The sequence below is a fragment of the Bacillus sp. AFS040349 genome (assembly GCF_002577655.1).
GTDB lineage: Bacteria > Bacillota > Bacilli > Bacillales > Bacillaceae > Metabacillus.
In genome coordinates, this window is record NZ_NUMC01000009.1 from 1 (window position 1) to 23,989 (window position 23,989).

The following is a 23,989-nucleotide window of genomic DNA, read 5'->3' on the forward strand; positions in this document are numbered from 1 at the left end:
AACAATTGGGGTGCAGTTCATTCTCACGGGTGGTTTTGACTTTTGTCTATAGTCTGAACCGATTCTATGAATTGGTTTTCTTGACGTTTTAACTATTTAGGAAAATAACTTGAAAAGATTTAATAATCCTGTAATTCCCGTTGTATAAAGCTCTCGGTTGTAATGGCTGCTACACCTAAAGCTGCCGAATGGGTTGAATGCTTAGAAAAACTAATTTGTAGGTCTTGCTGTTGAAAAGAAAGTGAATGTGAATAAATAATATCCAACATGGATTGCTTTATCCATGTTTGGGCCATTGCTAAACGATTTCCTATAATAATTTGTTCGGGGTTAAATGTGTTTATAATATTGTTGATTCCGTATCCTATATATTGGCCTGTTTCTTTAAAAAGCGCGATTGCTTTTTCATCTTGGTTTTGTGCTTTGTCTATTAATGATTCAAGGGTCGAATCAGAGCCTGCACTCTTTAAAAGAGCGTGTTCAGATGCATAAGCTTCCCAACATCCTTTACTTCCACAGCTACAAGGGATTCCATTCATATTGATGACCATATGTCCCATTTCGCCAGAGAAACCATGAAGACCTTGATACAGCTCATTATTTAATATAAGTCCAACACCAATTCCAATTCCTGCGCTTACATAAACAATATTCTTATAATCCTGACCAACTCCAAATTGCTTTTCTCCATATGCTCCAGCATTCGCTTCGTTCTCGACGATAACAGGAATCTGAAATTCTTCTTCTAAGAGGGTTTTTATATCGCTGTTTTTCCAACCGAGATTTGGAGCAACTCGTATTTCACCTTGTTTATCAACAATTCCAGGTATGCCTAAGCCGATTCCTATGATTCCGTAAGGTGTTTTAGGGAGTTCTTTTATTAAAGAATGGATTACCTGTTTAATTTGTTCTGTGACTTCTATGAAAGTGTGTTCATTTACTTTTACTGTTTTTTCTAATAGTATCTTTCCTTTTAGATCTGTTACAACCCCCAAGATATAATTAACACCCAAATCTATGCCAATAGAATATCCAGCATTCACATTGTAATGAAGAAGTACAGGTCTTCTTCCTCCGCTAGATTCTCCTGGTCCTGATTCATAGACTAAATTCTTAGTTAATAGCTCATTAACAAGAGAAGAAACAGTTGCTTTATTTAAACCTGTTTGTTGAGCAATATCGGCCCTAGAAATGGGCTCTTCATTTGTTATTGTTTGAAAAACAAGCAAGGTGTTATTTTTCTTCACAATTTGTTGATTCCATGTAAGTTGACTCAATTTTTTCACCTATTTCCAAAGTTTTCGGATAAATATAATTATAATACAAACTTAGTTTAATAAACAGACGAACTTTTTCACCTTCATATCATAAACTAGTTTCCTTATTTATAGGTTCTGGTAAGTTATAAGTTAAAGTTTTTTTATACGATCAAGGAAATATGCAGCAAGTATATTTTCAATACATATCTTTGCAAACACATATGTAATAGAATAAGAGGTTTATATAGTAAGGGTCACTTAAACAGGATTATAACATGAACAAAGAACTTTTATTCATTTTTATTCTATTTAGTTGAAATGCATAAGGAATAAAGATCAGAATTCTAATTTGTAAACAGATCTTTATTCCTTTATTTGAATCACTATTATAATCTTTCCTCTTTTGGTAGTTGATTTGGAGCACTTTGGATATTTTGTTGCTTAATTTCTAATGTTTCTGAGGAATAAATTTTAATCACTAGTTGTCCCCCGTACACTTTAGATTGAATAAGTAACGGTTGATTATGTTCGTTCTCAAATGTAAAATCAGGTCCATACCAGCTGACAGTAGCATCGCGTTTTGAAGGAACATAAGGGACTATACGACTATGCGAGTATCGTTCAATAATTTTTACTCCGGCTTGATCAACTGCATTAAACAATGTTGAAGAGACTTGACAAATACCTTCACCAATCCATTCTGAGAGTTCTCCTCTTACAATTACCGGAGCAGGCAAATAGCCTTTTTCAATGGTTCGTTTACCAACAACCGCATTAAATGAAAAAGTCTCTCCAGGAAAAACGACATGGTTATTAATTGCTTCAGATGCTAACTTAATATTATGTGACCGTTCCATGTTTCTACTATTAAAATAAGTTACGTAATGACTAATTAATTTTGCTTTAATAGATGCTAGAAGTTCACTGTCAACCTTTGGATAGACCGTTTTGACAGGCACTTCAATAGAGGTTGAGCCTTTTTGTAAATATGTAGCATAAACAATTGATTTCCATTTTACTTGATCGAGTTTATGCCCCATTTTTTCACTCTTTATTTGACCATGATCATCTAAGTATGCATTAGTAGGTGGTTCATAAACAATTGATTCTAAAGAAGCAGTAAATTCATCTAATTTTTCTTGGTTAATAAATTCTCCTTCAAAAGATGGTAGGGCAAGCTCTGAACGATGAAGAGATGTTATTTCTTTCCCTTCAAATGTTACAGATAAGTTTTCAGATTGAACAGAAGGCTGGATCATTATCATAAAAATGGCTAATAGATATTTCATAGAAAAACTCACCTCCCATTTTCTGCTAACTCAGTTACGAATGGATCTCTCATTACTTTCCATGGAGAAAAGAGTGAAGTTCTTATTAAGGTGAAGGTTTGCGTTATTTTAACAGGACCAACTTCATCTAGGTATATTTTCGTTTCAACAGGAAAGGTCGATACTAAAGGAAAGTCATGGTCTTCTTGACTCTTTTTTATTGTCCATTTCATCCCTTCAATATTGTTGAGGACATTGTAAGAGCCATCATTTTTATTCATATTTGAAATGCTTATTCCTTCCATTAATTCCTTGTCATGATTTTTGGCTGTAATAAGAAAGATATTTAGTATTTCTTCTGCTGAAAGTGATGCTGTATAGTCATCGAATTTTCCAGCAGCTTTTAAGATCATAACATGATGAGAAAGGTCGAATTTTCGGGTGCGATGTGTTGTACTACCAGAGAAATGAATGCAAAAATGTCCGGGAAATCCATTTTGAATTGCCCCCGCTCCGTGTGGCATCCCATGCATTGATGCGGGAATTAACTGATCGTCTATGAGAATAAAAACGGCTCGTCTTCGCCAACTCCATTTTCCGTTATAAATTTTCTTCATAATTTTAGTATCATCTTTCGTTAAGGGTTGTACATCTGCATGACCACTTCCAGCTCTTCTTTGAACTTTAAAGCTTTGCCCACTATCAATATCAATAACAGCAAAAGATGATTTTCTTGGAATAATTTCATTTACTACATCCCAACTTAGCAACACTGGTTGAAAACTAATGTGGGGACGTGGTTGATCATTTGCCGCTAATGCTTGTTTTTGGGAAAGGCAAATAAAAAGAAAAACAAGTAACAATGTTTTTTTCATAAAAAGTCACTCCAAATTAATCTTGTTTCACTTATTTTGTGTAAAAAACTTTATATCATAGCTATATATAAATGGGAATATAAGGTATCAATTGTAAAGAAATGAAACAGAATAAATGAAACGGAGAGTTATACGTAAAAAAAGAAAATATTGGAGAAGTATAATGAATTTTGTTTATGGGTTTCTGTATATATTTGCTGCATGGAAGTGGGGAGATTGGAAAAATTGGAGAAAATATTATCCAACTATCTTATTTTTTATCATTGGTGACTTGTTATATCATTTTTTATTTTATGATTATTTTCCATTATGGAAGTTTAATCCGATTCCTTTTGATGAAAAATTGGGAATTACAGGCACTCATATCTCTTTATTTATCATGTTTATCAAATATCCATGTACAATTCTTTTGTATTTAGGGAATTTTCCTATTGAGCGCTTGAAACGCTTTATGTATATTGGGATTTGGATTTTAATTTATACAGCAAATGAGCTTTTAACACATTCTTTTGGAGGAATAAATCATTATAATGGATGGAATGAATGGTGGTCGGTATTGTTCAATTGTGCTATGTTTTCTCTATTAGCATTGCATCATTATCGTCCATTAATAACATGGATCCTTTCCTTTGTTTTTATTTTGTTTTTATGGACGGTTTTTGGTGTACCGTCATCAGTTTTTCGTTAAAACAAGAAAATGGGTTCAGGATCTTTATTTCATTTTTAAAGAAACAAGATTTTTTGTTCCTCATCAGGATTATTATATACAAGAGGTAGTAGAAAAATATAGAGGAATTAGTTTACTTAATTAAATATTTTCTGATACTCATTCTTCTTAATTCTGTTACAATGTCATATACATAGTTTTTATCAGAATAGATTAGGAGAATGATTCATGCTTCAAACAGTTAATCGGCAGCTGGAAAAATGGATGCCAATCATCACGCCAATAAGCGTAATTATAGGGGTGATGCTGGCTGAAAATCTTTTACCCCTTACATTTTTAATTCCGTGGCTATTTGCGTTTATGACTTTTTCAGGTAGCCTTAACTCCACTTTTACTTCTTTAACAGGAGCATTAAAAAAACCACTGCCTTTATTTATGACTTTAATGCTGTTGCATTTTATTATGCCACTTCTAGCTTGGACAGTAGGACACGCATTTTTTGTGGATGATCATTTAACAATGACCGGATTAGTGCTAGCAAGCGTTATTCCAACTGGGATTACAAGTTTTATTTGGGTAACAATCTATAAGGGGAGTATAGGCTTAGCATTATCTATTATCTTGTTTGACACAATATTGTCGCCGTTTCTTGTTCCGTTTACTTTATCTTTTCTAGTTGGTCAAAAAATTCAAATAAATACAATGGATATTATGTATGGGTTGTTATTTATGGTTGTTATTCCGTCTATTTTAGGAATGTTTACAAATTTTGTGACAAAAGGGAAAAGTGTTAAAGCAGGGAAAAATCTTGCGCCGTTTTCAAAACTTGCTCTTGCTTGCGTTGTTATGATGAATGGAGCTGTTATTTCTCCCTATCTAAAGCAGTTCAGTTTAAAATTGGTTATGATTGCTATTGTTGTTTTTACACTTGCTTCTTTTGGATATTTCTTAGCATGGATGCTGTCAATTCTGTTAAAAAGAGACCGCGAAACAAAAGTAGTCATGATGTTTACCGGTGGAATGCGGAATATAAGTGCAGGAGCTGTAATTGCGGTTCAATATTTTCCTCCGGCTGTAGCTGTACCTGTAGTTTTGGGAATGTTGTTTCAGCAAGTGCTTGCATCAATCTTTGGTCTTATATTTAATCTTTTTGATCAGAAACAAAAACAACATTTTGAGGGTAATATCCCTGCTTCACAATAAATTATTCTCGTGTATTTTAAAAAGAAGATGTTGCCAAATATTTCTGAGTGTGTTAAAAATAATGTGAATTACTAATTTCATATACGATAGATTTTCACCACTAGGGGAGCTTTAAGCTGAGAGAGGCAGTGCGCCTTGACCCTTATTACCTGATCTAGATAATACTAGCGGAGGGAAGAGGTGTTTGAATAAATAGACTTTAACGAAATTTGGCTATAATTAGTAGCAGTATAACTAATTTTTATACCATTATTCGATTCAAACCACTTCTTTTCTTAAAAAAGAAGTGGTTTTTTTATTTTACTGCATTTTTAAAAAAGGAGGGAAAAACATTGTCTATTCCAATAGAACGGTTAATTAATATCGTTGATGAACGCAAGGAGGATTTGGTTTCCTTATTAAAAAGATTAATTGAATATAAAACACCTGCACCACCTGCTAGAAATACAAATGAAGCACAACAATTTATTGCAGAGTTTTTAGAAGAGAAAGGTTTTACCATTGATCTGTGGGATGTGTATCCAAACGATCCTAATGTTGTTGGTGTGTTAAAAGGGAAGGAACCCGATCTATATAACAGCTTGATTATTAACGGTCATATAGATGTGGCCGAAGTTAGTGAGGATGAAAAATGGGATGTTGATCCGTTTATCCCTGTTGTGAAAGATGGTGTGATTATTGGGCGTGGTGCAGCTGATATGAAGGGTGGATTAGCTGGTGCATTATTTGCTATTCAGTTAATACACGAACATGGTATTACCCTTCCTGGTGATTTGATTTTACAATCTGTGATAGGTGAAGAAGTTGGGGAAGCTGGGACTCTTGAATGTTGTAAAAAAGGATATAAAGCAGATTTTGCTGTTGTGGTGGATACAAGTGATTTACATATTCAAGGGCAAGGGGGCGTTATTACTGGTTGGATCACTGTAAAGAGTGACAAAACGTATCATGACGCAACGAGAAGGCAAATGATACATGCCGGCGGAAAACTTTTTGCTGCCAGTGCTATCGAAAAAATGACAAATATTATTCATGGATTACAAGACCTTGAAAGGCATTGGGCAATTTCGAAAAGCTATCCTGGATATCCTCCTGGTACAAATACAATAAATCCAGCAGTAATTGAAGGAGGAAGACATGCTGCATTTATTGCTGATGAATGCCGTTTATGGATTACTGTTCATTATTATCCAAATGAAACACATGAGCAAATTATAAAAGAAATTGAAGAGCATATTCTCCATGTTGCTCATGCAGATCCTTGGCTAAGAGAGAATCCTCCAACATTTGAATGGGGAGGAAAATCAATGATCGTTGATCGGGGCGAGATTTTTCCGTCATTAGAGATAGATCAAAATCATCCTGGGGTGAAAGGTTTAGCCTCAACCCATGAACAGCTTTTATCAACACAAGCTATGGTTGATGTTTCACCAACCGTAACCGACGGAGGATGGTTAGGAGACGCAGGAATTCCAACCGTCATATATGGACCTGGAAAATTACAACATGCACATGCAGTAAACGAACAACTATCCATTCAAGAACTTGTCGAGTACACAAAGGTCATTTTAGCTTTCATCTATAAATGGTGTCATTCAAAGAAGAGTGACCAAACTGTTGATTAGTTATTACACTTTAAATAATAGAAAGTAGGGGAAAATAAATGAAATTTAGTCAAAGGCTGTACGAAAAGGTTCTACCGATCTGGGAAAGTAATCATAATCATCCATTCGTTAAGGGAATGGGGAATGGAACTCTTGAAAAAGATAAATTTCGGTTTTACATGATACAGGATTATTTGTATTTGATTGAATATGCAAAAGTATTTGCCCTAGGTGCTGTGAAAGCTACAGATTTAAACACAATGGGTAAATTTGCAGCATTACTGAATTCTACTTTAAATGAAGAGATGGAGCTACATCGACAATATGCCAAAAAATTCAAGATTACTGTAGATGAGCTTGAAGAAGCTAAACCTTCTCCAACAACTCTAGCCTATACTCACTACATGCTTCATGTTAGTCAAAATGGAACACTTGCCGAATTGGTATCTGCTTTACTTCCATGTATGTGGAGTTATTGGGAAATTGGTAAAGATTTAAAGAAAATAGATGGTGCAAGCGAACATGAATTTTATGGAGAATGGATTTCGATGTATTCATCTGATGAATTTGGTCAACTAGCTACATGGTGTATTGAGTTAATTGATGAACTCTCAGATGGTAAACCAGAATCAGAATTAGTGAAATTAGAAGAAATCTTTCTAAATACAACTAGATTCGAGTACATGTTTTGGGAAATGGCCTACCACGAAATGATGTGGCCAACAAATGGATAAATCAATTCTTGAATTTAAAAATATAACCTTTCAATATAGGGAGCACCCTAGTGGAGAACCTATCTTGAAAAATATGAATCTACATATTCGTGAAGGAGAATTTATAAGCATTATTGGACCAAGTGGTTCAGGAAAAAGTACATTATTTAAGCTAATAACAGGGTTGGAGCAGCCTTCAGAGGGAGAAATTTTCCTGAAGAATCAACTAGCCATAAATCGACTTGGGCAAGTAGGGTATATGCCTCAGCAGGATTTACTTTTGCCTTGGCGCACAATTATTGAAAATGCATTACTTCCATTAGAGATAAAAGGAGTAAAAAAACACCTGTCTCTTCAAAAGGTTAGTGAATTATTAGAAGAGTTTGGGTTGAAAGGTGTAGAGGATTGCTATCCTGGTGAATTATCTGGAGGAATGCGGCAGAGGGTCTCGTTTTTAAGAACAATATTAAGCGGGTCAAATATTCTCCTTCTGGATGAACCGTTTAGTGCTTTAGATGCTATCACTAGATTATCGTTACAGGAATGGCTACTCTCACAATGGCAAAAAAGAAAAGAAACAATTGTTTTCATAACTCATGATGTTAATGAGGCATTGTTTTTATCTGATCGTATTCTTCTATTTACAGAAACTCCTGTAACGACCTTGAAAGAAATTATAGTTCCACTAGAACGCCCTAGAATCTTAAAAGATTTAAACCGGCCAGAGGTAATCTCTTTAAAAGATGAGTTGCTTGAAGACTTACGAACGAGGATGAAAACATGAGTATTTTTAAAAAATATGGTGCATCCAGTACGTTAACTATTTTACTTCTCGTTGTTTGGGAAATTGGTGCAAGGCTTTTGAATATGGGATTCATTCTGCCAACACCAACTGATGTTGTTTTAAAGATATGGGAATTAAGAGTACCTTTGTTTTTAGAACACTTACCTGCTACATTTCTTATTATCTTGATTGGACTCTCCCTTTCTATTTTATTTGGGGTGGGGCTAGCTGTATGGATGAACATAAATAAAACAGTAGAAAAAACCTTCTATCCTCTTATGATATCGTCACAAACAATTCCAATTATCGCATTGGCACCGATTTTTGTTTTATGGTTCGGCTATACGATTTGGAGTAAAGTTGTTGTAACTGTGCTTATCACCTTTTTTCCAATAACAGTAAATACGTATGATGGCCTTCGTGCAACAACTAAGGAATATAAAGATCTTTTGCGAACTATGGGAGCAACAAAAAAAGACATTTTCTTTAAACTGCAAGTACCTGGAAGTGCATCTTATTTTTTCTCTGGATTGAAAGTGGCTGTAACGCTAAGCGTAATCGGTGCTGCAATTGGCGAATGGATCGGTGCTCAAGCTGGGTTGGGGTATTTTAGCAGAAGAATGATGACTCAGTTTGATGGAGCAGGGGTTTTTGCACCAATTATCATATTATCTGCAGTTGGTATATTATTATTTGTCATCGTAAGTTCATTAGAGAAAAAAACATTAAAATGGAGGAAAACAGAATGAAGAAGTTATTATTAATGTGCCTATGTTTAGTATTTGGATTAATTACAGCTTGTGGTACTAACAACAGCACATCAACAGAAGCAAATGAAGAAACGAAAGATCTAAAGGATGTTAGTATTATGCTTGATTGGTATCCTAATGCTGTACATAGCTTTTTATATATTGCAAAGGAAAAAGGATACTTTGAAGACGAAGGATTAAATGTTGATATTCAATTTCCTGCTAATCCAACAGATCCGATCAACTTGGCAGCTGCAGGGAAAATCACGCTTGGCATATCGTATCAACCAGATGTTATTATTGCTCGTGCCAATCAAGATGTTAAGATAAAATCAGTTGGTGCTATTGTCCGTTCACCATTAAACAGAGTTATTTTTATGGAAGAAAGTGACATTCAATCTCCAAAGGATTTTGAAGGAAAAACAGTCGGATTTCCTGGTATTCCGCTAAATGAATCATTAATTCAGTCTATGGTTAAAGCTGATGGTGGAAACCCTGAAAATGTTGAAATGATAGATGTTGGCTTTGAATTAGGCTCTTCTATTGTTAGTGAAAAAGTAGATGCTGTTATTGGGGCATATATAAACCATGAAGTACCTGTATTAGCTTATGAGGGACACAACACACGAAATATTAACCCGACAGAATATGGAGTTCCTAGTTATTATGAGTTAGTTGCAGTAACAAGTGATAAAACATGGGAAGAAGAACAAGAAAGTATTGCAGCCTTTTGGCGTGCTGCTACAAAAGGCTATGAATTTACAGCAGAACATTCTGAAGAAGCTTTAGAAATTCTTCTAAATAATCAAGATGAAGCAAACTTTCCTTTAGTAAAAGAAGTGGAAACAGAAAGCTTAGAAATATTATTGCCACTGATGAAATCTGAGAATGGATTTGGAAGTCAGGACCAAGAGCAATGGGAAAGCACAATAAGCTGGATGAAGGAAGCAGGTTTAATTACTACAGAACCTGAGGCTGAAGATATATTTGTGAATATTAAAGAGTAACTTTATAATGGCGTACTCCTTAGTTTATTGAGGAGTACGCTTTTATAATATAGTGTTTTAAACACATCATAAGAGAGAATCCAAGAAAGCTGTTTTACCATAACCCCTAGTGTAACTGAAAAAGGACTTGGTGGGATTTGAACCCACAAGATGTACAACAATTTACGACAAAACTGTTGACTGCTCTAACCACTTGAGCTACAAGTCCAATTATATTATGTTCATAATAATTCATTTTATAACACCAAATAAAATAAATAAAAAAGAGATGTGGGATTCACATCTCTTAGCAATTAAATTTTTAATTCAACGTCAGCTGCTTTACGAAGTTCTTCCACTTTTGTAGCTACTTTTTCTTGTGTTTTTTGTTGTTCAAGATTAGCTTTTAAAGTATCTTTTACATCCTCATATTTTGGAGTATCTTCAGATTCACCAGCCGAACTTACCATTGAATCATAATATTCTTTTATTTCTTCATCTTTTACTTCTTCTACCTTCAAATCATTTTTTACAAATTGATCATATTTTACCGTATCAGCAATCTGTTCTTTTAGCTTGTCCAAGGTTAAGTTATTCGTTTTTAAAGCTTCCTCAAACTCTTCTTCTGTTTTATAGCTAGATTTTAAAGTTTCTAACTGTTTGTTAATATCTTCTTCTGAAGCTTCATAGCCTTTATTGTCGATTTCTTGTAGTAATAATGTTTGTCCAACAAGACTTTCAAGCGTATAGTCTTTAATTTGCTTTGCCATATCATCTGTTGTTAAGTCTTGTCCTAATTGTGAAAATTGCATTTGAGAAATACTTAAGGCGTCATTATATTGATTTCCTTTAATTTCCTCTCCATTTACAATAGCAACGACCTTTTCTTTTTCCACTTTTTGTGCGTCAAGCTTTTTTTGCATTTCCTCAGCATCCACATCAGCTGTTTCTTTAGTTGCTTCTTCAGACGTTTTAGTGTCTTCACTAGCTTTTTCTTCGTCGTTATTGCACGCTACAAGAGAGAGTGAAAGCAACCCGATTAAAGCTGTTAATAAATATTTTTTCATTTTGTATACCCCTTTCGTTCCTATAGAAGGACATATCTTATGTACATAATTGGAATTGTATAACAACTAAAGAAAAAATAAAAGGTTTACATATAAACCATAACAAATTTTTAATGAAAAGTTACACATTTTAAAAGATAGGTGAATATCATAAAAATTTTGAATAATAACTTAAAATCAATCCTTAAATAAACGGATAAGAAGCGTTAGAGACGTCTGAGAAGCTTTTAAGAGAAATTACCTGAAGATGGTAACGCTTACACTAACTAATTGGAAGAAATACTCACAACATTTCTCTAAGACCTTGATTATGAAAATCATCATGTTAGTATTAAATCGTGAGTTAAAAATACGAACAAAAATACGAACGATATTGGAGAGATGAGATGCTACACGATAAGACAGTTGCATTTTTAGGCGCAGGTTCGATGGCAGAAGCTATGATATCAGGATTAGTCAAATCTGAATTTCCAACAGAAAATATCATTGCGACAAATCGTTCCAATGAAGAACGGTTATCTGCACTAAACGAAAATTATGGTATCAAAGGAATCAAACTTAAAGATTTACCGTTTGACCAAATAGATGTCTTTATATTGGCAATGAAGCCAAAAGATGTTGATACAGCATTAAAGGGTATTAAAGATCATATCAAACCAAATCAACTCATATTATCAGTTCTAGCTGGAATTACAACAACATATCTTGAAAAAAACCTTCATAATGGCCAGCAAGTAGTTCGAGTAATGCCGAATACGTCAAGTGCGATCGGTGAGTCAGCTACTGCCATATCCCCAGGTCATGAAACATCAGAAAACAATGTTCGACTAACTCAAGATTTATTAGGTTGCATCGGTGAAGTTTATACAATAGAAGAAAAAGATATGGATATCTTTACTGGTCTAGCAGGAAGCGGCCCAGCTTATTTCTATTATTTGATGGAGCATATGGAAAAGCAAGGATCACAAGCAGGCTTTGACTTGGAAACAACAAGAGAAATCATTGCTCAAACGATTGTTGGTGCAGCCAAAATGGTTCAAGAGCAAGATTACACGCCTACTGTACTAAGAGAAAAAGTTACTTCACCAAACGGTACAACAGCAGCTGGATTAAACGCGTTGGATGAAAATGGTGGGGGTAAAGCCATTGCGAAGGCAGTTGAGCATGCAGCAAAACGTTCAAAAGAAATTAGTGAACAGATTCAAGAGAGTTTACTAGTTAGCTTATCAAAATAAATGAGATTTTGTTTACGAAAATGAAAGACTAATAGAGAGAAACAAAGAATTTGAGAGAGATAAATACGACTCAGGAGTGATATCATGACGACCCTAGACAACGAAAAAAAACGGGTTGTAATAAAAGTAGGAAGCAGTTCTTTAACAAGTCGACACGGGGAAATTAGTCGACGTAAACTAGAGAAATTAGCTGATGAAATTGCCTTACTAAAGGACGAAGGACATGAAATTGTCTTTGTTTCTTCAGGTGCTGTTGCAGCAGGCTATCGTAAGCTAGGTTGTATTGACCGTCCAACATCTTTACCTGAAAAGCAAGCTGCTGCTTCAATTGGGCAAGGATTATTAATTGAGGCATATTCAGAGATCTTTCTATCACACGGGTATGTGGCATCACAAATCTTAATTACACGAAGTGATTTTTCGGATGAAAAACGCTACAACAATGTACGAAATACACTAAATGTTTTATTAGAACGTGGCATTATTCCAATTGTTAATGAAAATGATACCGTAACAGTTGATCGCTTGAAGTTTGGTGATAATGATACGTTATCAGCAAAAGTTGCCGGCTTAGTAGAAGCTGATCAATTAATGATTTTATCTGATATAGATGGTTTATACGATTCAGATCCTCGAAAAAATGAAGAAGCAAAATTACTTGAGAAAGTATATGAAATTACCCCTGAAATCGAAGAGGGAGCCGGTGAATCAGGTAGCAACGTAGGAACAGGTGGTATGAGATCGAAGATAGATGCCGTGAAGATTGCAATGGCCTCTGGTATTTCGACCTTCTTAGGAAAAGCGACGATTCCAAATATTCTTGGCGATGCTGTTCGCGGAGAAGCAAAAGGAACCTATTTCGAAGTAACAAATGAAACTGTTAACTTAAATCAGAAAAAACAATGGATTGCTTTTCATTCCGGTCCTGAGGGTGAAGTAACAATTAATCAAAACGTAAGAACTTCCATTGTTGATCATAAACACAGCATCTATTCATCAGACATTGAAAAAGTGGAAGGGCAGTTTGAAAAGGGTGCAGTTATTCGAATTCTTGATCATGAAGGAGAAAGAATTGGTTTAGGTGTTGTGAACTATTCAAATGAAGAGTTAGAAAAGATAGCTAAGGCTTCAGATGAAGGTGCTAAAAAGCAAGAGGTTGTCCATTTTGATGATCTAGTATGTGAACTTGAATTGTCGTTGCCTGTAGGAGTATAAAAAGGAGGAATTAGATGTCTGTAACAAAAGAACAACCAAATGTCGAATCACAAGCAATTGCAGCAAAAAAAGCCGCAAAAATATTAAGTTTATTATCAACTGAAGAAAAAAATGAAGCATTACACATTTTAGCTGATACATTAGATAAAAACACACAGGTTATTCTTGAAGCGAATGAGCGTGACCTAAAAGCAGGCCGTGAAAAAGGCTATGATGCAGCATATATGGACCGACTTGCTCTTTCGAAGGAACGTATCTATGATTTTGCAGAAGGCTTGCGTCAAGTAGCAGTGTTAGAAGATCCAACAGGAAAGATTCTTTCTAATTGGACTCTTGATAATGGGTTATTAGTAGAAAAGGTAACTGTGCCATTAGGTGTTATCGGAATGATCTATGAAGCACGACCAAATGTAACAGTCGATGCAACAGGTCTTGCTCTTAAATCAGGAAATGCAATCGTATTAAAAGGCGGATCATCTGCTTTATCATCAAACAAAGCAATCGTGCAGGTTATGCATGAGGCATTAAAAGAAACAAAGATCCCACAAGAAGCTGTACAATTTATTGCCAGCACAGACCGTGAAGCAACACAGCAACTGTTCACTATGAAAGAACATATCGATGTGTTAATTCCAAGGGGTGGAGGTTCACTAATAAATGCAGTTGTAAATAATGCCACTGTTCCAGTACTTGAAACAGGTGTCGGAAACTGCCACTTATATATTGATGTTGAAGCAGATGTTGAAAAAGCATTAAACATTCTTGTTAATGCAAAAACGGACCGTCCAGCTGTATGTAACGCGTTAGAGACAGCTATTATTCATGAGTGTTGGCTAGAAAAGAATCGAGATGTACTCGTGAAAACTTTGCAGGAAAATGGAATTACTGTTCATGGTGATGAAACAGCTTTATCCTATATTCCGAACTCAGTTCTTGCCAACGAAGAAGACTGGGCGAATGAATATTTAAGCTTAGACTTAGCTGTTAAAACAGTTAGTAATGTCGAAGAAGCAATAGATCACATTGAAGCATACGGTACAAAGCATTCAGAGGCGATTGTAACTGAAAACAAAGAAACAGCCAAGACATTTATGAGCTTAGTAGATGCTTCAGCTCTATATCATAATGCATCTACTCGCTTTACTGACGGTGGAGCTCTGGGCTTTGGTGCTGAGATTGGTATTTCCACTCAAAAGCTTCATGCGCGAGGACCAATGGGCTTACCGGCTTTAACAACAGTAAAATTTATGATGTCAGGCAATGGGCAAACAAGATAAGTAAAAATAAAGAAGTGACCGTAAATCGGTCACTTCTATTTTGTTTCCGGCAAGGGTATTTAAGTTCTCTTTACCTTTACTCTTTTCAATCTTCTATTAGAAAAATATACTTTATAATAGACAATGATAATCATTATCGATTATAATATTTGTAGTACAATAAATAAAAAACTGATTGGAGATGAATACATGTTTGTTCAAGTGAAAAAAGTGACAGTAACAGAGGGAAGTTCGACTCAAGTTGTTGATCGGTTTAGTAAGCCTGGTATTATTGAAGAGCAAGAGGGTTTTATTGATGCGACAGTAATGGTGAAAAAGGTAAGACGCGGTGAAGAAGAGGTAATGGTTCAAATTCGTTGGAAATCAGAAGAATATTGGAAGCAGTGGGAAAAAAGTGAAGCACATATCGCCGGTCATAAAGCAAATAGAGGTAAACCAAAGCCAGAGTACATTGTAAACTCAGAAGGCGGCTTATATAACGTAGTATACGTTAAAGAAGCAAAAGCTAAAGAAAATATAGAAAGTTAGTCAATATCTTATGATGTTGGCTTTTTTTATTGTTGGTAAAGTTTTTTTATCATTAATGAATAATAATGATAATTATTTTCAATAATAGTAATGAAAAGAGACAACCACGGTAATGGTTGCCTCTTCATACATATTAAAGATCAGTTGGTTCAAATGTTTTACAATCAGTTTCTCCACTACTTGATGCATTCTTTTCTTTATGATTGACTACATAAATTTGAGATGCACCACATTTGTTTTCATTTTGGATGTTATGAACACAGCTGCTTACTTCACATAATACGTCTAGTGCCATTATTAAAACACCTCCTTAATTGTTAGGATAAACAAGTTTGACCTATCCTATTCAGTAGCAGAGGTGTATTTTGATTTTTAGAGATAGCACAGAAGTAGTGAACTTATCTGAAAACTTTTATTTTTTAAAGTATTGACTCTTTTTTTATCGGTGTTATAATCATTAACATACAATGTTAGATAATCTAACAGGTGATTAGGGTGATGATGATGAAAAAGATTGAAGCAATTATAAGACCGCAAAAAATTACTGAAACAATAAAGGGACTAAAGAATATTGGAATTACTGGATTTACAGTTTCTCAAGTTGTAGGAAGAGGGAAGCAAAGAGATACAAAGGGTGTTTATCGAGGGAAAAATTATAATGTGACGTTGCATCCGAAAATTAAACTTGAGATTATATTATCTGATCATATGGTAGAACCAACCATAAAAACAATCATTTCATCTGCTCAAACAGGTGAAGATGGTGATGGCAAAATCTATGTATATCCTATTCTAGAAGCTTATAATATTCGCACTGGCGAACCGGATGTGTCAATTGATGATTTGACAATAAGAGAGTTTCCCACAAAGGAGGGAATATAATCAATGGAGCTTATTCATTTAAATACCGTTTGGATTGTTATAGCGGCAGCAATGGTTTTGTTCATGGAAGGTGGATTTAGCTTATTAGAGGCTGGTTTAGTTCGTACTAAAAATGCTGTAAATGTTACCATGAAAATCTTTGTTGACTTAACAATTGGGGCTTTAGCGTTCTGGGTTTTTGGATTTGCTATTATGTTCGGAGATAGTGCTTTTGGGTTTATAGGCACAAGTTTATTTGGAAGTCCTGAGAAAATTTCTTTAGGAATAGAATTACCGAGTGAAGCGTTTGTACTATTTCAAATGGGCTTTGCTGTTGCTTGTATTTCGATCATTTCGGGTGCAGTAGCCGAACGAATGAATTTATAGTAACAGCAGCACTTATTACATTAATCATTTACCCATTGTCTGGCCATTGGATTTGGAATGGTGAAGGCTGGTTAGCGCAGCTTGGAATGAAGGACTTTGCAGGATCAGCTGCCATTCACGCAGTTGGAGGCTTTGCTGCATTGGCAATGGCCAAGATTTTAGGTCCAAGAAAAGGAAGATTTAATTCTGATGGAAGTGTCAACGTATTTGCACCAAGTAATATTCCGTTAGCATCAAGTGGCGCATTTATTTTATGGTTCGGTTGGTTTGCTTTTAATAGTGGTAGTACTTTAGATGCTTCCAATACCTCTTTAGCCTCTATTGCAATTAATACAATGTTAGCTGGGGCAAGCGGTGGGACAGTTACTTTACTTTTAACAATGAATAAGTTTGGAAAAGCTGACCCGAGTATGACGATTAACGGAGTACTATCTGGATTAGTTGCTATTACAGCTGGCTGTGCATTTGTGAACCATTGGAGTGCAATTATCATCGGGGCAATTAGTGGTGTTATTGTTATTTATGCAACATTACTAATCGATAATCTCAAGATTGATGATCCAGTTGGAGCAGTTGCGGTACACGGTTTTAATGGTTTATTTGGTACAATAGCTGTTGGTTTGTTTGATACAACTGCCGGGTTATTTACAACAGGCCAAGTTTCACTATTAGGAGTTCAGCTATTAGGTGCAGTTGTTGTAGCGGCTTGGGGATTAGTAGGTGGTGCGGCAATTGCAAAAATATCAGAGGCAACTGTTGGTTTGCGTGCTACACAAGAGGAAGAAGAGGAAGGATTAGACATGTCTTACCACGGAATCCCTGCTTACAATGAATTAGAACGTTTTACAGACTTACCAACAAGTTTATATAATTTTGAAGAAACGACAGGTATTACTGTTGCAAGAACAGATCAAAAGAAAATTGTAGGATGATAAAAAGGCGAACCGAAAGCAAAATGGTTCGCCTCTTTATATTTGTGCGCCGAAATTTCTTACTTAATAACAATCGAAAACATTAGACCTAGATAGGTAGAAATTATAAAGGCTATTCCAAAACCTACGGCAAGAATTGGAGAGATCTTTTTATAAAAGCTAATAATAAGCAACCCAATAAATAGGACTCCAATTATAAGTAATAAGACAGCATCTAAATGAAGGGAAAGTTGAACGATAAAAGGTGCCGTAATGTTTTGGCCAAGCAAGAACTCTATCCACGGTGCTGGTCCTTCTTGAATGAGTGTCGCATTTACTTGGTGTGGTGGTGGCAATGTTCCTAAAACACCTGTGATGAAAAATACAACCATTAAAATAATTGTTTCTGCTTGTACCCATTTTATAGGGTTAAATTGATCGTTTGCTTTGACCTTTCTAGCTAAAAATCCATTTATTAAGGCAAAAGCAAGAATAGGAATAATGCTTAAATGCTTTACTAGTAACACCTGTCCATATGTGATTACCCATGAATTAACATAATCTCTTGGTTCAACAACAAAAAACATAAGGAAAATGCCTGTGATCGTTACTGTTAAAAACAAGATTATGGATAAAGGGGTAAACCATTTTAAAAACAAACGCCAATTTTTATCATCTTTAGAAAGCCATCCAACATGTAATAGCACTCCAACCCACATTGTAATCACTAAAAAATGAATAGCATGTGAAAATAAACCAGGCCAAAGGTTAAGTGTTGAAGAATGGCTAGCATAACCTACTGAGAAGATCATTAGTAGCAAGAAAAGGGCTTGAATATATTTAGAGCCTTCAACATAGATAGTCATCCATAATAATACTGCAAAGAAGCTTCCGTACAACCAAGCAATGCCGACCTGAAACTCCGTTAAGATCGAATAAGAAGTTAAGCTTATTAACCCTTCAGGAGAAAAAAATAAAATAACTTGTAATACAGGCAGAAAAGTTAAAATAATAATTCCTAACACAGCTAATAGTAAGCTTTGTTTTTTAACGGTAATAATAGGTTTATGTGTTTGTGGTACAAATTGTAATACAACATGTCCGACTAAAAAAGAAAAAAGCATATACGAAACATATTCAGTTACTGGTATTAGTTGACTCATCATTTACCTCTTTTTACGAAATAAGATCCATACCCCACCAATTAATAAAAGGATTAAGATCGTAATTATAATAGTAACAAAAGAAGAATTAGTTGTTGCTTCTTTAGCATTTGTTTCAGGTTGTGGTGAAGTTTGCTCTTCTTCAACAGATGTTGTTTCTTCTTTGTCATTTTGATTTGACTCTTCATTAGATGGTGCTTCCGCTTCCTTATCAATGAGTGTACCTGATTCTTTATTTGTCGTATTTTCTTCTTCTGTAGCTGGGAGATTCACAGTAAAGGGAATTTCTCCTGTAAGGATGTGACCATCTTTTGCTGCAATCTGCCAAGATAACACATAGTTTCCATTTGTAAGTGGACGATTAAATGTCCCAATTAGCTTACTTCCCTGAACTGTTACTGTATCAAAGGATTGCTCTTTAGTTTCCTTTGTTAAGGTCATCGTACTTTGGTCTTCAATCTCTCCTGCAAATTCAATAAAAAGCTCTGTAAGTTCTTTAGTGATTTCCTCACCCCCAGTAGGAGTTGAAGTTTTAACAGTTGTATGTGCTGAAACTGCTAAAGGAAAAATTAATAATAAGCTTAGTATTGTTAGCATTATTTTCTTCATATCAAAACATCCTTTATTAATTTATTTCTGTTACTCATTTTAGCATTGAATGTATTCTTCATTCATAAACCATTTCTGACAAATTAGCAAACAAAAAACGTTATGAAGGTATTTTGTAAAAGTTTTTTTAGGGAACTGTGCGGGTGCCTTTACAGACAAGTCCCCAGATACATATTGTAATAGTACAACGAAAGGGAGGTGTTGTTAATGAGTGGTGCAACTCCAGGCTATGGCCACGGTGGTGGCTTTGCGTTAATCGTTGTGTTATTTATCCTACTAATAATTGTAGGTTCTGCTTACGTTGGTTACTAAAAATTGATTAGTTAAAAATCGTTTCTATAAATAATTTAAAGGAGGAATTTAGAATGGGTTACGGATTCGGTTATGGCTATGGCGCAGGATTTGGCGGTTATGGTGCAGGATACGGTGGAGCAGGTTATGGCTACGGTGCAGGTAGAGGTTTCGCGTTAATCGTTGTATTGTTTATTCTGCTAATCATCGTTGGTGCTGCTTGGTTATAAGATAGGTAAGGCAGAGGGCCGAATTTATTCAGGCCCTCTTTTTCTTGTATTTTTAACTTTGTTTAACATAAAATTTTTTATCTTTTTTTGGGAAACTGTGCGGATGCCCTTACAGACAACTTCCTAGATACATACAGTAGTATTACAACGAAAGGGAGGTGTTGTTAATGAGTGGTGCAACTCCAGGCTATGGCTACGGTGGTGGCTTTGCGTTAATCGTTGTGTTATTCATCTTGCTAATAATTGTAGGCTCTGCCTACATTGGTTACTAAAAAATGAGAAGAAATGAATCATTTCAATAAATATTTAGAAGGAGGAATTTAGAATGGGTTACGGATTTGGCTATGGAGCAGGATTTGGCGGTTATGGTGCAGGATGCGGAGGAGCAGGTTATGGCTACGGTGCAGGTAGAGGCTTCGCGTTAATCGTTGTACTATTTATCTTACTAATCATCGTTGGTGCTGCTTGGTTATAAGATACCTAAGATAGAGGGTCTGAGTTAGTCAGATCCTCTTTTATGTATATTCTACATAATGAAACTTTACACCAGGTAATGGGTTCTCCGGAAAACCCAAAACTCTTTAACAAATTTACTAAAAAAAGAATCCTTTAAAACGTTGTTTGTTCTTTATGATGTTTTTTTCTCCTGCTCGATATATATAAGCGACCTTCTTTTAATCCAATACTGGAAACTGTCCAGAGGGAAAATTCCTCTTCTTTTTGAGTTGTTCATTTGGATAACAACACTGTCACTAGAAATTTCAATAATTTTTAATTTGTCAGAGTTGCTAATGTTTGGAATAAAATTTCCGCTTAACTCAAATTCCATATTGTTATGTAAATCCATGTTTCCTTCCTCCTATGTAAAAACGTTAAAAAACTAAAGTTAAGTTTCCCAATTTATAAATAATTATCCAGGAAATAATTATTTTCTTTAACAAATAAAGGAATTAATATAAAGAGTGGAGAAGTTTTCTAGTAAGAGGTTGAAGGAGTATAAATGAAATGCAGAATGCAACTATACCATTTGAAAAATTATATAATTTTAGAGATGTTGGGGGAATAGAAACAGAGGATGGAAATATTGTTAAATCGGGAGTCTTATTTCGGTCTGATGATATTTCGCGATTGACTAAGAAGGACTTAGATACATTTAGTCAGTATCAATTTAAACTAATTTGTGACTTACGTACATCCAACGAACGAAAATCTAAACTTTATGAATTTCCTGAAAGCTGGGGAATTGAATTAAAGCATGTCCCTATTTATCATGAAAGTCAAGACCTTTCCCATATGGAGTTTTTCCAGTTATTAGTTAAAGGATCTAAGAATCTGGATTTTGAAGAAATGATTAAGGATTTTTATCGATGTATGATCATAGAACGAAGACAAGAGATAAAAGAGGTCATCACTTTAATTGCTAATTATAACAAAGCTCCATGCTTAATTCATTGTACCGGAGGCAAAGATCGTACTGGTGTAATAACTGCACTTATACAGCTTTATTTAAACGTTCCATATGAAAAAGTAATCGACCATTATTTAGTGTCAAATGCATTGGTTGGACCAAGAATGAAAAAACTAGAAAACTTTATTCGAATGATGAGCTTATATCGTGTTTCTTCACAGCAAATAAAACCATTATTAATTGTAAGTCGTGATTATTTAGAAGATGTTTTACAGGAAATTTTGAAGGAATTTGGAACAGTGGAAAACTACTTTATCAAAGGGTGTGGAATAGATAAAAACTCCTTAAACAAGTTAAGGGGATTCTTATTGGATAAATCGAATAAAACTTCTTTGTGAACTCGCAACTGCGAGTTTTATTTGTATTTTATCTAAGTTACAATCATATTTATGACTGATATTCATAAAAAGGAGGAAAAAACGATGGATGAAACAATACAGTTAATTAAAAAATTGGTTGAAATACCAAGCCCATCAGGGAATACAGAAAAAGTCATTTCGTTTGTAGAGGAGTATTTAAAGCCTTTAAATGTAAATATGAAACGAAATCACAAAGGGGGCTTACTTGTTACTATACCTGGAAAAAATGATGATCGACATAGGATGTTAACGGCTCATGTAGACACTTTAGGTGCAATTGTAAAGAACATTAAATCTAATGGCAGATTAATGATTGATTTAATAGGGGGCTTTAACTATAACTCTATAGAAGGTGAATACTGTCAGATTGAAACCGCCGGTGGGAAAACCTATACTGGTACAATTCTTATGCATCAAACATCTGTCCATGTATATAAAGATGCCGGTAAGCTAGAGAGAAACCAAAAAAATATCGAAGTAAGAATTGATGAAAAAGTACATAATGCAGACGATGTAAAAGATCTTGGAATTGAGGTTGGTGATTTTATTTCATTTTATCCAAGAGTTGAAGTAACACCAAGTGGATTTATTAAGTCTCGTCATTTAGATGACAAAGCAAGTGTTGCGATATTATTACAACTAATTAAAAGCATAGTAATAGATCCTATTGAACTTCCATATACAACTCATTTCCTGATTTCAAATAATGAAGAAATCGGGTACGGGGGTAATTCAAATATAGCCAGTGAAACAGTTGAATACTTAGCTGTAGATATGGGTGCAATTGGGGACGGCCAAGAAACAGATGAATTTACAGTTTCAATCTGTGCAAAGGATTCAAGTGGACCTTATCATTTAGGTCTACGAAGAAAACTAATTGAGTTAGCAAAACAAAATAATATTAAATATAAAGTTGATATTTATCCATATTATGGATCGGATGCTTCTGCTGCGATACGATCAGGGCATGATATTATTCATGGATTAATCGGGCCTGGCATTGATGCTTCACATGCGTTTGAACGAACACATACTTCCTCATTGGAGCATACTAAAAGCTTGCTTTATCATTATGTTCAATCGGAGTTGACGTTAGCATGATCTATTATGTTGTTGATGTTTTTGCTGAAGAAAAATATAAGGGAAATCAGTTGGCTGTTTTTCGGAATGTAGGAGATTTATCTAGTGAGGAAATGCAGAAAATTGCGAGAGAAACTAATTTCTCAGAGACAACGTTTATTGAAACTGATGAAAAGGTAGATGGAGGTTACCGTGTAAGAATTTTTACACCTAATGAAGAAGTGCCGTTTGCAGGACATCCAACGTTGGGAACTTCATACATTATTCGCAATGAGATTATGGAAGAATTAGAACAACAGGTTGTACTAAAATTAAAAGTCGGAGATATCCCTGTTTCTTTTGATACATCTGAAATACTTTGGATGAAACAAAATGAGCCGAGCTTTGGTCAAACATTTACATATGAACAATTGAGTGATGTACTTAATTTAGATGTAGAGGATTTTGATGAAAAGTATCCAATTGAGGATGTTTCAACTGGTCTCCCCTTTATTATTGTTCCTTTAAAAGGGTTAGCTGAAGTGAAAAAAGCAAGGATTAATCAAGAAAAACTACTCGAATTAACCGAAAATACTAGAGCGAAAGCCATTTTAGTATTCAGTAAAGAAACTTATCATAAAGAACATCATATTAATGCAAGGGTGTTTGTTGATGTTTTCGGTATACCCGAAGATCCTGCAACAGGAAGTGCCAACGGTTGCTTGGCAGGATACTTGCTAAAACATCAATATTTTCAAACAAACACACTAGATATAAAAGTTGAGCAAGGATACGAGATTCAAAGAGAATCCTTGCTATATATTCGGGCAGAAGAAAGAGAAGGAAACTATACTATAAATGTTGGAGGTAATGTAGTTAAGGTCGCAAAAGGTGAATGGTTTTAGATTTTATTAAATTAAAAGAGTTCTTTTCCTAAACTGAAAGAGAACTCTTAGTAAATCACCTTTATATCTTAGACATAAATTTATAGGTGATAAATGTTCCGCCCAGCAGTAGAGCAGATAACAAAATGACAAAACCTAATCCGATTTCATCGATTAACGTTAGAAGGTAAATGATTAGTACGATATCTGTTAAAATAGAGCCTATGAAAAGTACCCTCGGGGATCTCATGCTATATACTATCTCCTTTAATTTAGCGTGCTTTCATCACAATTATAACGAAGATTCTTGTAAAAATAAAAGAGGGTGACTCAAAAG

Annotated in this window: 26 protein-coding genes, 1 tRNA gene, 3 pseudogenes and 1 riboswitch; of the genes and pseudogenes, 20 read left to right on the top strand and 10 right to left on the bottom strand. The window is 34.8% G+C overall.

Annotated features, from left to right (window positions below; translation table 11 throughout):
• Positions 1–119: 119 nt before the first annotated feature.
• From COD11_RS02205 to COD11_RS02215, 3 genes are all read right to left on the bottom strand, one after another.
• Positions 120–1,277, bottom strand: a complete 1,158-nt coding sequence (locus COD11_RS02205; protein WP_098795125.1) for an ROK family transcriptional regulator — start codon at positions 1,275–1,277, stop codon at positions 120–122.
• A gap of 368 nt (positions 1,278–1,645) precedes the next feature.
• Positions 1,646–2,548: a VanW family protein gene (locus COD11_RS02210; RefSeq protein WP_098795126.1), complete on the bottom strand. Its 903-nt coding sequence runs from the start codon at positions 2,546–2,548 to the stop codon at positions 1,646–1,648.
• Positions 2,549–2,556: 8 nt separating this feature from the next.
• Positions 2,557–3,402, bottom strand: a complete 846-nt coding sequence (locus tag COD11_RS02215; protein ID WP_098795127.1) for a hypothetical protein — start codon at positions 3,400–3,402, stop codon at positions 2,557–2,559.
• Between the two features lie 163 nt (positions 3,403–3,565).
• On the opposite strand from COD11_RS02215, the gene COD11_RS02220 reads away from it, so the two are divergent.
• The 7 genes from COD11_RS02220 to COD11_RS02250 all read left to right on the top strand — a co-directional run bounded on the left by COD11_RS02220 (position 3,566) and on the right by COD11_RS02250 (position 10,129).
• Entirely contained in the window at positions 3,566–4,090 is a 525-nt protein-coding gene (locus COD11_RS02220; protein ID WP_098795128.1) for a CBO0543 family protein, read from the top strand.
• Positions 4,091–4,297: 207 nt separating this feature from the next.
• Positions 4,298–5,272 carry a bile acid:sodium symporter family protein gene (locus COD11_RS02225; RefSeq protein WP_098795129.1) on the top strand — a complete coding sequence of 325 codons (975 nt, stop codon included), beginning with the start codon at positions 4,298–4,300 and terminating at the stop codon, positions 5,270–5,272.
• Between the two features lie 92 nt (positions 5,273–5,364).
• Positions 5,365–5,465, top strand: a riboswitch (TPP riboswitch).
• Positions 5,466–5,604: 139 nt separating this feature from the next.
• A complete protein-coding gene (locus COD11_RS02230; protein ID WP_098795130.1) occupies positions 5,605–6,897 on the top strand; it encodes an acetylornithine deacetylase in 1,293 nt (430 codons plus the stop codon).
• A gap of 38 nt (positions 6,898–6,935) precedes the next feature.
• The gene (tenA, locus tag COD11_RS02235) at positions 6,936–7,610 is read left to right on the top strand and encodes a thiaminase II (protein WP_098795131.1); all 675 of its coding nucleotides are present in this window, start codon (positions 6,936–6,938) and stop codon (positions 7,608–7,610) included.
• Positions 7,603–8,373 carry an ABC transporter ATP-binding protein gene (locus COD11_RS02240; protein ID WP_098795132.1) on the top strand — a complete coding sequence of 257 codons (771 nt, stop codon included), beginning with the start codon at positions 7,603–7,605 and terminating at the stop codon, positions 8,371–8,373. Before tenA ends, COD11_RS02240 begins: the two co-directional genes overlap by 8 nt.
• Entirely contained in the window at positions 8,370–9,122 is a 753-nt protein-coding gene (locus COD11_RS02245) for an ABC transporter permease (RefSeq protein WP_098795133.1), read from the top strand. The genes COD11_RS02240 and COD11_RS02245 overlap by 4 nt, the downstream gene beginning before the upstream one ends.
• Complete coding sequence (locus COD11_RS02250) at positions 9,119–10,129, top strand: ABC transporter substrate-binding protein (protein ID WP_098795134.1); 1,011 nt, start codon at positions 9,119–9,121, stop codon at positions 10,127–10,129. Before COD11_RS02245 ends, COD11_RS02250 begins: the two co-directional genes overlap by 4 nt.
• 122 nt (positions 10,130–10,251) lie before the next feature.
• Here the strand turns inward: COD11_RS02250 and COD11_RS02255 are convergent.
• Positions 10,252–10,337 (bottom strand) — tRNA-OTHER (locus tag COD11_RS02255).
• Positions 10,338–10,422: 85 nt separating this feature from the next.
• Positions 10,423–11,175: a SurA N-terminal domain-containing protein gene (locus COD11_RS02260; RefSeq protein ID WP_098795135.1), complete on the bottom strand. Its 753-nt coding sequence runs from the start codon at positions 11,173–11,175 to the stop codon at positions 10,423–10,425.
• Between the two features lie 386 nt (positions 11,176–11,561).
• On the opposite strand from COD11_RS02260, the gene proC reads away from it, so the two are divergent.
• The 4 genes from proC to COD11_RS02280 all read left to right on the top strand — a co-directional run bounded on the left by proC (position 11,562) and on the right by COD11_RS02280 (position 15,430).
• Entirely contained in the window at positions 11,562–12,410 is an 849-nt protein-coding gene (gene proC, locus COD11_RS02265) for a pyrroline-5-carboxylate reductase (protein ID WP_098795136.1), read from the top strand.
• 84 nt (positions 12,411–12,494) lie between these two features.
• On the top strand, positions 12,495–13,625 hold the full coding sequence (gene proB, locus COD11_RS02270; protein WP_098795137.1) for a glutamate 5-kinase: 1,131 nt from the start codon (positions 12,495–12,497) through the stop codon (positions 13,623–13,625).
• A gap of 14 nt (positions 13,626–13,639) precedes the next feature.
• Positions 13,640–14,902, top strand: coding sequence for a glutamate-5-semialdehyde dehydrogenase (locus COD11_RS02275; RefSeq protein WP_098795138.1), 1,263 nt, complete (start codon positions 13,640–13,642; stop codon positions 14,900–14,902).
• A 189-nt stretch (positions 14,903–15,091) separates the two neighbouring features.
• Positions 15,092–15,430 carry an antibiotic biosynthesis monooxygenase gene (locus COD11_RS02280; RefSeq protein ID WP_098795139.1) on the top strand — a complete coding sequence of 113 codons (339 nt, stop codon included), beginning with the start codon at positions 15,092–15,094 and terminating at the stop codon, positions 15,428–15,430.
• Between the two features lie 133 nt (positions 15,431–15,563).
• Here the strand turns inward: COD11_RS02280 and COD11_RS02285 are convergent, their stop codons facing one another.
• The gene (locus COD11_RS02285) at positions 15,564–15,725 is read right to left on the bottom strand and encodes a DUF1540 domain-containing protein (RefSeq protein ID WP_098795140.1); all 162 of its coding nucleotides are present in this window, start codon (positions 15,723–15,725) and stop codon (positions 15,564–15,566) included.
• 209 nt (positions 15,726–15,934) lie between these two features.
• Between COD11_RS02285 and COD11_RS02290 the strand changes: the two genes are divergently transcribed.
• Entirely contained in the window at positions 15,935–16,312 is a 378-nt protein-coding gene (locus COD11_RS02290; protein ID WP_098795151.1) for a P-II family nitrogen regulator, read from the top strand.
• A 3-nt stretch (positions 16,313–16,315) separates the two neighbouring features.
• Positions 16,316–17,610, top strand: a pseudogene (locus COD11_RS02295) (ammonium transporter).
• A gap of 59 nt (positions 17,611–17,669) precedes the next feature.
• Here the strand turns inward: COD11_RS02295 and COD11_RS02300 are convergent.
• Together COD11_RS02300 and COD11_RS02305 are read right to left on the bottom strand one after the other, a co-directional pair.
• Positions 17,670–18,752 carry a copper resistance D family protein gene (locus COD11_RS02300; protein WP_098795141.1) on the bottom strand — a complete coding sequence of 361 codons (1,083 nt, stop codon included), beginning with the start codon at positions 18,750–18,752 and terminating at the stop codon, positions 17,670–17,672.
• Positions 18,753–18,755: 3 nt separating this feature from the next.
• Positions 18,756–19,361, bottom strand: coding sequence for a copper resistance CopC family protein (locus COD11_RS02305; RefSeq protein ID WP_098795142.1), 606 nt, complete (start codon positions 19,359–19,361; stop codon positions 18,756–18,758).
• A gap of 207 nt (positions 19,362–19,568) precedes the next feature.
• On the opposite strand from COD11_RS02305, the gene COD11_RS02310 reads away from it, so the two are divergent.
• From COD11_RS02310 to COD11_RS28115, 4 genes and pseudogenes are all read left to right on the top strand, one after another.
• Positions 19,569–19,673 carry a YjcZ family sporulation protein gene (locus COD11_RS02310; RefSeq protein WP_098795143.1) on the top strand — a complete coding sequence of 35 codons (105 nt, stop codon included), beginning with the start codon at positions 19,569–19,571 and terminating at the stop codon, positions 19,671–19,673.
• A gap of 137 nt (positions 19,674–19,810) precedes the next feature.
• Positions 19,811–19,882: pseudogene (locus tag COD11_RS28110) on the top strand (YjcZ family sporulation protein); the annotation flags it as partial.
• Positions 19,883–20,049: 167 nt separating this feature from the next.
• The gene (locus COD11_RS02320; RefSeq protein ID WP_098795145.1) at positions 20,050–20,154 is read left to right on the top strand and encodes a YjcZ family sporulation protein; all 105 of its coding nucleotides are present in this window, start codon (positions 20,050–20,052) and stop codon (positions 20,152–20,154) included.
• Positions 20,155–20,285: 131 nt separating this feature from the next.
• Positions 20,286–20,357 (top strand): annotated as a pseudogene (locus COD11_RS28115) (YjcZ family sporulation protein); the annotation flags it as partial.
• Positions 20,358–20,510: 153 nt separating this feature from the next.
• On the opposite strand, the gene COD11_RS02330 reads toward COD11_RS28115, so the two are convergent.
• Entirely contained in the window at positions 20,511–20,729 is a 219-nt protein-coding gene (locus COD11_RS02330) for a hypothetical protein (protein ID WP_098795147.1), read from the bottom strand.
• A 158-nt stretch (positions 20,730–20,887) separates the two neighbouring features.
• Here COD11_RS02330 and COD11_RS02335 point away from each other — a divergent pair, with 158 nt between their 5' ends.
• The 3 genes from COD11_RS02335 (at position 20,888) to COD11_RS02345 (ending at position 23,673) form a co-directional block, all read left to right on the top strand.
• Entirely contained in the window at positions 20,888–21,688 is an 801-nt protein-coding gene (locus COD11_RS02335; RefSeq protein WP_098795148.1) for a tyrosine-protein phosphatase, read from the top strand.
• Between the two features lie 84 nt (positions 21,689–21,772).
• A complete protein-coding gene (locus COD11_RS02340; RefSeq protein WP_098795149.1) occupies positions 21,773–22,810 on the top strand; it encodes a M42 family metallopeptidase in 1,038 nt (345 codons plus the stop codon).
• The gene (locus COD11_RS02345; protein WP_098795150.1) at positions 22,807–23,673 is read left to right on the top strand and encodes a PhzF family phenazine biosynthesis protein; all 867 of its coding nucleotides are present in this window, start codon (positions 22,807–22,809) and stop codon (positions 23,671–23,673) included. Before COD11_RS02340 ends, COD11_RS02345 begins: the two co-directional genes overlap by 4 nt.
• Positions 23,674–23,734: 61 nt before the next feature.
• Here COD11_RS02345 and COD11_RS26635 read toward each other — a convergent pair whose 3' ends face one another.
• Positions 23,735–23,902: a hypothetical protein gene (locus COD11_RS26635; protein WP_176550946.1), complete on the bottom strand. Its 168-nt coding sequence runs from the start codon at positions 23,900–23,902 to the stop codon at positions 23,735–23,737.
• Positions 23,903–23,989: the final 87 nt, after the last annotated feature.